Here is a 942-nt window from a genome sequence, read left to right as displayed (position 1 = left end):
GATGCAGTACCACGACTACGCCCGCTGGCAGCACGCGACGTGCCGGCGTGGCGACGAGTTCGTCGGCTGGGAGTTCTGGCGTGATTATCTGGCCGACCTGCCGGAAGTGCATGCGCTGCCGTTGGACGCGCCGCGTCCGGCGGAGCAGACGCACCGGGGCGCGGTGGTCCACACCCATGTGCCGGGACCGATCGCAAAGCGGCTGTCCGCGCTGGGGCAGGCGCAGGGCGCGACGCTGTTCATCACGCTGCACGCCGCATTCAGCCTGCTGCTGTCGCGCTGCAGCGGCGAGGCGGACATCGTGATCGGCACGCCGATCGCGGGCCGGGATGGTCACGAGGTGGAGTCGCTGATCGGCTGCTTCGTCAACACCCTGGTGCTGCGTGCGCGAGTGGACGGGGATCGCTCGTTCGAGGGATTCCTGCAGCAGTGCCGAGGCGAACTGCTGGATGCCTACCAGCACCAGCACGTGCCCTTCGAGTATCTGGTCGAGGCGCTCAAGCCCAATCGCAGCCTGCAGCACAATCCGCTGTTCCAGATCATGTTCGCGCTGCACAACCAGGAACGCACCTCGTTCGCGCTCGACGGCGCGCAGTTCACCCGTCTGAAACAGGACAGCGGCACGAGCAAGTTCGATCTTTCGCTCGACGCCATCGAGGGCAAAGACGGGATCGAACTGATCTGGCGGTACGCGACCGACCTGTTCCGTGAGGAGAGCGTACGCCGGATGGGCGAAGCCTTCCAGACGCTGCTGGCCTCGATCGTCGAAGCGCCCGGGCGGCCGATGCGCGAGCTGTCGCTGCTCTCGCCAGCGGTGCGCCGCGAGCTGCTCGACTTCGCCGCGCTGCCGGACGTGGCTGCGAGCCTGCCGGCGCACCTGGGCGATGCCTTCGCGCGTATCGTGCGCAGCCATCCCGATCGGCCGGCGCTGGTCGAGGGCGG

1 protein-coding gene is annotated in these 942 nt (G+C 68.0%); it reads left to right on the top strand.

Going from position 1 to position 942, the window contains the following annotated elements; genetic code table 11:
* On the top strand, positions 1–942 hold a 942-nt coding region (locus ACFQ0E_RS19165), incomplete at both ends, for a condensation domain-containing protein (RefSeq protein WP_386826635.1).

The sequence above is a fragment of the Lysobacter brunescens genome, assembly GCF_042677005.1.
In the GTDB taxonomy this organism is placed as follows: Bacteria; Pseudomonadota; Gammaproteobacteria; order Xanthomonadales; family Xanthomonadaceae; genus Lysobacter_I; species Lysobacter_I brunescens.
This window is presented reverse-complemented; position numbering and strand designations above follow the sequence as displayed.